Here is a 6,180-nt window from a genome sequence, read left to right as displayed (position 1 = left end):
GGCGACCGGGTTGAGGGGGTTATTACTCAAATTGGGCTGCGTTTTAAAGCGAAAGCAGTCGTATTAACTGTTGGTACTTTTCTTAATGGGCGCATTCATGTTGGGTTAGATAACTATTCTGGTGGTCGCGCAGGAGATCCTCCTTCTATTACTTTGGCTGAGCGTTTAAAAGATCTTGCTTTGCCTCAGGGCCGCTTAAAAACCGGAACTCCACCTAGAATTGATGCTAATACGATTGATTTCAGTCAATTAGAAGAGCAGCATGGAGATACAGACCCGATTCCTGTATTTTCCTATATGGGCAACGCAGCCATGCATCCACGCCAGCTCCCCTGTTGGATCACTCATACCAACGCTAGGACCCATGACATTATCCGTTCAGGCTTAGATCGCTCCCCCATGTACAGTGAAGAGGGTACTATCGAAGGGGTGGGGCCACGCTACTGTCCTTCCATCGAGGATAAAATTCACCGTTTTGCTGATAAGGCGAGCCACCAGGTGTTTTTAGAGCCCGAAGGGTTGACTTCTACTGAGATCTATCCGAATGGGATTTCTACAAGCTTACCTTATGATATTCAAATCGGTATTGTGCATAGCCTACCGGGTTTAGAAAACGCACGTATTATGCGACCTGGCTATGCGATTGAATATGATTATTTTGATCCGAGGTCATTAAAACCCACCTTGGAAACCAAAGCAATCCAAGGCCTGTTTTTTGCAGGGCAGATTAATGGCACGACAGGATACGAAGAAGCTGGGGCCCAAGGATTGCTTGCGGGAATTAACGCAGTGTTACAAATTCGAGAGCAGGAATTGTGGTACCCGAAACGTAATGAAGCGTATCTTGGAGTGTTGGTCGATGATCTAATCACACGAGGGGTAACAGAGCCGTATCGCATGTTTACATCTCGTGCTGAATATCGTTTGTCTTTACGTGAGGATAATGCAGACGTACGATTAACGGAAATCGGCCGCCGCTTAGGGGTGGTTAATGATGAGCGCTGGGATTTTTACTGCCGTAAGCGTGACGCGGTTGAAGCAGAGATAGAGCGATTAAAATCCACATGGGTTAACCCTCGTCTTGTTTCACGTGAAACACAAGAGCAGGTGTTAGGGCGTACGATCGAACGAGAGTACTCTTTACATGACTTGCTTAAACGTCCAGAAATGACCTACAGCAAGCTTTTTGACTTAGTTAAAGCGGAAACAAAAGAGTCGGTTTTGGCAGATCTAGGGCTGGAGAGCCGTATTACAGATCAGGTCGAAATTGAGGTGAAGTACGCCGGGTATGTGGCACGCCAACAAGTCGAGGTTTCTAAGCAGGCAGCTTTAGAAGAAACGAAAATTCCAGTAGATATAGACTATAGTAAGATTTCAGGACTATCAAACGAGGTAGTGGCAAAGTTGCAAGCAGCCGCTCCAGAGACTGTAGGGCAAGCGGGACGCATTTCGGGGGTTACTCCGGCCGCTATTTCTTTATTATTGGTCTATATTAAACGAATGTCCTCTAAAGGAAAATAAAGTGATGGATGGCTTTAGGCAGCGGCTGCTTCAAGCGGCTGCGGATTTAGGTTTGGACCTGCAAGAGCAGCAGGTCCAAACTTTATTAAAATACTTACAGCAAATGCAACGTTGGAATCGCACGTATAACCTAACGGCTTTACGTGATCCTAATCTCATGCTAGTGCAGCATGTGTTCGATAGTCTAGCCGTAGTCCCCGCGATGCAATATATTGCGGAGCAAAAGGAAGGGCGCTTAACTATTGTAGATGTGGGCTCAGGTGGGGGCTTGCCAGGAGTGGTGTTGGCGGCCGCTTGTTCCACGTGGAACATACATTGCGTGGATGCTGTAGAAAAGAAAATGGCATTTGTGCGGCAAATGTCAGCGGTTTTAGGTTTGTCTAACTTGTCAGCACATCATGTGCGTATAGAGCAAGCCGAGCCATTCCAAGCTGATGTGGTTATCTCTCGTGCTTTTGCCTCTTTGGTGGATTTTGTTAATTTATCTGAGCGCCATGTGGGGCCGCAAGGGCAAATCATTGCTATGAAGGCGAAGCATCCTACTGAGGAGATTCAGGAGCTGGAGTCTAGAACATTATGGCGGGTGCAACATATAGAGCCGTTAATAGTACCTGAATTAAATGCGGAGCGCTGTTTGGTCTATTTACATAAGGATATGGCATGAGCACAAAAAAACAAAGCTATGTGTTTTGTGTGGCGAACCAAAAGGGGGGGGTAGGCAAAACCACAACAACAGTTAATTTAGCAGCAGCGCTTAGCTCACTAAAACAAAAAGTTTTGCTGATCGATTTAGATCCTCAAGGGAATGCCACAATGGGCAGCGGAGTGGATAAGAACGATCTGGATCTTAGTGTCTATCAGGTGCTGATCGGGGCAAGTACGATCGATCAAAGTATATACCGGTCAGATGCAGGCAATTATGATGTGTTAGCAGCAAATAGAGAGTTATCTGGTGCAGAGATTGATTTAGTACAAATTGATAAGCGAGAGCTGCAATTAAAAAAAGCGCTAGAGCATTGTAAAACCCATTATGATTTTGTACTTATTGACTGTCCTCCGACGCTCTCTTTATTGACCTTAAATGGTTTAGCTGCTGCGCATGGGGTGATTATTCCTATGCAGTGTGAGTATTTTGCATTAGAGGGGTTGTCTGACTTAGTCAATACAATTAAGCGTGTTTATCGTAACATTAACCCAAGTTTGGAATTGATAGGCTTGTTGCGTGTCATGTTTGATGGGCGTATCACATTGCAGCGCCAAGTGTCCGAGCAAATTGAAATGCACTTCGGAGATAAGGTGTTCCAAACGAAGATCCCTCGTAATGTGCGCTTAGCCGAAGCCCCTAGTCATGGGATGCCTGGGGTGATCTATGATAAGAGCTCTCGTGGTGCAAAAGCATACATGGATTTTGGCAAAGAGTTAATTCAGAGACTTAAGTCTGCAGAGAAGTAAAAGGAAAGACTATGGCAACGAGAAAGCCTAAAGGGTTGGGTAGAGGGCTAGATGCTTTATTGGGTGCAGATGCTGCAGCGATTGATGAGCTAGGTAAACGTCCCGAAGCAATTGAGGGTATTCAATCTATTCCCTTGAAGCAAATACAAGCCGGAAAGTATCAGCCACGTACGTTGATGGATGAAGGGGCATTAAATGAGTTGGCTGACTCCATTAAAAGTCAGGGGTTAATGCAGCCCATTTTGGTTCGTCCAATTAAGGCCGCCGCTCCGGTTAAGTACGAAATAGTGGCTGGAGAAAGGCGCTATAGAGCCGCTGCCCTTGCTGGTCTAAAGACGATCCCAGCTTTGGTGCGAGAGATCGAAGACAAGAATGCGGCAATCATGGCTTTGATCGAAAACATGCAACGCGAGGATTTAAATCCACTTGAGGAGGCGCAAGGGGTAAAACGCTTAATTGAAGAGTTCAGTTATACCCATGAACAAGCTGCGCAAGCCATCGGTCGCTCTCGTTCCGCAACGAGTAACTTATTACGCTTATTAAATTTAGCGGATTCCGTACAAACCATGTTGGTAGCAGGTGATATTGATATGGGACATGCGCGTGCTTTACTGGCCGTGGATGCTGCTGCTCAGATCCTGCTTGCTAATGAGGTTGTGGCTCGACGCTTATCCGTGCGTGAGACGGAAAAACTGGTTGCTAGATATGTAAATGGTGAGCTTGATCTATCAAAAAATGCTGCGTCGCACAAAAAGGCGGTCAATGCAGATATTAAGCGTTTTGAAACCACGCTTGCCGACTATTTAGGTACGACAGTAACGATTAAAGCTAATGCGAAAAATAAAGGTTATCTGCAGATTTCCTTCCAGGATTGGGATCATTTGCAAGATTTGCTGCAAAAGCAGGGCTTGGACCGCTTATTTCAGGACGGCGAATAGAAGCACTATTTTTTTCCCCTAGTATAAGTGTTTTTTGCTAGGGGGGGACTCAAATGCGGCGCTGCACCATCATATCTGTAACGTAACCATAATAATAACGTACCATGTACTAGTGCAAATGCCAGCTGCGTCGATGACACGGTTTCTTTATAGTACTTCATTCATTTGGATGTCATGGTGTAGTGTTTAAAGCACAGCAAATGTAACAGATTGTTTGTTTGAGTTTTTATGCTTTGCTTTCTCAAGGGGAGACGTATGTTTAAATCGATAACCAACTTTTCCGTGCGCTTGGTCGAACGGTATCTGCCAGACCCTTATATTTTTGTCATTATTTTGACTTTGATTGCAGGCGGAGCTGCTTGGTTTGGCGAGCAAAAAACGCCCATGGAAGTGATTACCATGTGGGGCGATGGGTTTTGGGGTTTGCTCAGTTTTACGATGCAGATGCTACTGGTGTTAGTGGCTGGTTACATGTTGGCCAGCACACCGGCTGTACGTAAAATTCTATCTACGTTAGCCTCCGTACCCAAAAGTCCAGGAGCGGCCATTATCATGGTAACAGTGGTGGCTTTAGCGGCAGATTGGATTAACTGGGGATTTGGCTTGGTAGTCAGTGCGCTGTTTGCTAAAGAGCTGGCGCGTAAAATTCGCGTGGACTACCGTCTTTTGGTGGCCAGTGCGTATTCTGGGTTTATTGTCTGGCATGGCGGCCTAGCGGGGTCTATTCCTTTGACAATTGCTACCCAAGGGCATTTTCATGAAGCGCAAATGGGCATAGTCCCCACCAGCGAGACAATTTTTTCTACCTTCAATCTTATCATCGTCATCGGGATGTTTATTGTTGTTCCGCTGGTCAATCGGATGATGATGCCGGATGAAAAAAACAGTGTTTATATTGACCCAGAGCTGTTGGATGAGTCACATACTACTTATGAGATTGAGCGTGATACACGACCAGCCGCACGTCTGGAAAACAGCCGGCTTTTGGCTATGTTGATAGGGTTTGCTGGGTTAACGTATCTGTTTAATTACTATATTATTCGTGGCGCGGGACTAAACTTAAATGTTATTAACTTCACCTTTTTAATCCTAGCTATTGTGTTACATGGGAACTCGCGTAACTTATTAAATGCGCTTGATGAGGCCATCAAGGGAGGGGCGGGGATTGTAATTCAGTTCCCTTTTTATGCCGGTATTATGGCAATTATGGTGCAGTCGGGCTTAGCCGCCTCGTTATCAGATTGGTTGGTTTCTTTTGCGACTCAAACCACATTGCCGTTTTGGACTTTCTTAAGCGCGGGCTTAGTAAATGTGTTTGTTCCATCAGGTGGTGGTCAGTGGGCTGTACAAAGCTCTGTTGTGATTGCCGCCGCTCAGTCGCTTGATGTGGATCTAGCGCGTGTAGCGATGGCGGTTGCTTGGGGGGATGCGTGGACAAATTTACTGCAGCCATTTTGGGCGCTTCCTGTCTTAGCGATAGCAGGTTTGAAAGCTAAGGACATCATGGGTTTTTGTTTAATCCAGCTGTTTGTAACGGGGCTGTTGATTTCGGTAGTGCTCACTTTCTTTTAGACTAGCGTGTTTGTGCGCCTAACTTAACCTCAAAAGACTTTTATGTCTTTTGAGGTTAATGCTTGACCTTTAGGGTTCGTTGGGTCATAATGACATTCTTTGGATCTTTTAATAAATAAAAATTCAAAAGGGCTTGACTTATCTAATTAGCTCAAGCATAATCACATTTTCCATATAAATGGTGGGATACCCAAGTGGCTAACGGGGGCAGACTGTAAATCTGTTGGCTTACGCCTACGTAGGTTCGAATCCTACTCCCACCACCAGATTTTCATATAGTTGCACTTATTGTATTTCGGGTTGAAAGAATCTGAATCACCTGCGGGTGTAGCTCAATGGTAGAGCAGAAGCCTTCCAAGCTTAAGACGAGGGTTCGATTCCCTTCACCCGCTCCATCAACTATATATTAATACCGCCCATGTGGCTCAGTGGTAGAGCACTCCCTTGGTAAGGGAGAGGTCGGCAGTTCGATCCTGCCCATGGGCACCACCTCTTCTTATCTTCATTTATCACGTTTAATTCCCTTCAGGAGTCTGCCATGGCTAAAGGCAAGTTCGAACGGACTAAACCGCACGTCAACGTCGGCACCATTGGTCACGTTGACCACGGTAAAACCACTTTAACCGCTGCAATTTGTACAGTTCTAGCCAAAGAATACGGTGGCGAAGCACGCGACTACGCACAAATTGACGCTGCT

At 45.7% G+C, this 6,180-nt stretch carries 6 protein-coding genes and 3 tRNA genes; all 9 read left to right on the top strand.

Going from position 1 to position 6,180, the window contains the following annotated elements; translation table 11 throughout:
- The coding region (gene mnmG / locus Q1V74_RS08425) for a tRNA uridine-5-carboxymethylaminomethyl(34) synthesis enzyme MnmG (protein WP_300648096.1) at positions 1-1,521 on the top strand (1,521 nt) is incomplete at its 5' end.
- A 1-nt stretch (position 1,522) separates the two neighbouring features.
- Entirely contained in the window at positions 1,523-2,185 is a 663-nt protein-coding gene (gene rsmG, locus Q1V74_RS08420; RefSeq protein WP_300648094.1) for a 16S rRNA (guanine(527)-N(7))-methyltransferase RsmG, read from the top strand.
- Positions 2,182-2,973 carry an AAA family ATPase gene (locus Q1V74_RS08415; RefSeq protein ID WP_300648092.1) on the top strand — a complete coding sequence of 264 codons (792 nt, stop codon included), beginning with the start codon at positions 2,182-2,184 and terminating at the stop codon, positions 2,971-2,973. The genes rsmG and Q1V74_RS08415 overlap by 4 nt, the downstream gene beginning before the upstream one ends.
- 11 nt (positions 2,974-2,984) lie before the next feature.
- Positions 2,985-3,911, top strand: a complete 927-nt coding sequence (locus tag Q1V74_RS08410; protein ID WP_300648090.1) for a ParB/RepB/Spo0J family partition protein — start codon at positions 2,985-2,987, stop codon at positions 3,909-3,911.
- Between the two features lie 255 nt (positions 3,912-4,166).
- Positions 4,167-5,483, top strand: coding sequence for a short-chain fatty acid transporter (locus Q1V74_RS08405; RefSeq protein WP_260650531.1), 1,317 nt, complete (start codon positions 4,167-4,169; stop codon positions 5,481-5,483).
- Between the two features lie 180 nt (positions 5,484-5,663).
- Positions 5,664-5,749, top strand: a tRNA-Tyr gene (locus Q1V74_RS08400).
- 55 nt (positions 5,750-5,804) lie between these two features.
- Positions 5,805-5,878 (top strand) — tRNA-Gly (locus tag Q1V74_RS08395).
- A 19-nt stretch (positions 5,879-5,897) separates the two neighbouring features.
- Positions 5,898-5,972, top strand: a tRNA-Thr gene (locus Q1V74_RS08390).
- Positions 5,973-6,021: 49 nt separating this feature from the next.
- The coding region (locus Q1V74_RS08385; protein WP_300648098.1) for a GTP-binding protein at positions 6,022-6,180 on the top strand (159 nt) is incomplete at its 3' end.

The organism is Paenalcaligenes sp. (assembly GCF_030152715.1).
In the GTDB taxonomy this organism is placed as follows: domain Bacteria; phylum Pseudomonadota; class Gammaproteobacteria; order Burkholderiales; family Burkholderiaceae_B; genus Paenalcaligenes; species Paenalcaligenes hermetiae.
This window is presented reverse-complemented; position numbering and strand designations above follow the sequence as displayed.

Excerpts from the sequence above, each read along its gene's own strand:
- Q1V74_RS08415 (WP_300648092.1), top strand. The coding sequence starts at position 2,182 with ATGAGCACAAAAAAACAAAGCTATGTGTTTTGTGTGGCGAACCAAAAG.
- Q1V74_RS08410 (WP_300648090.1), top strand. The coding sequence starts at position 2,985 with ATGGCAACGAGAAAGCCTAAAGGGTTGGGTAGAGGGCTAGATGCTTTA.
- Q1V74_RS08405 (WP_260650531.1), top strand. The coding sequence starts at position 4,167 with ATGTTTAAATCGATAACCAACTTTTCCGTGCGCTTGGTCGAACGGTAT.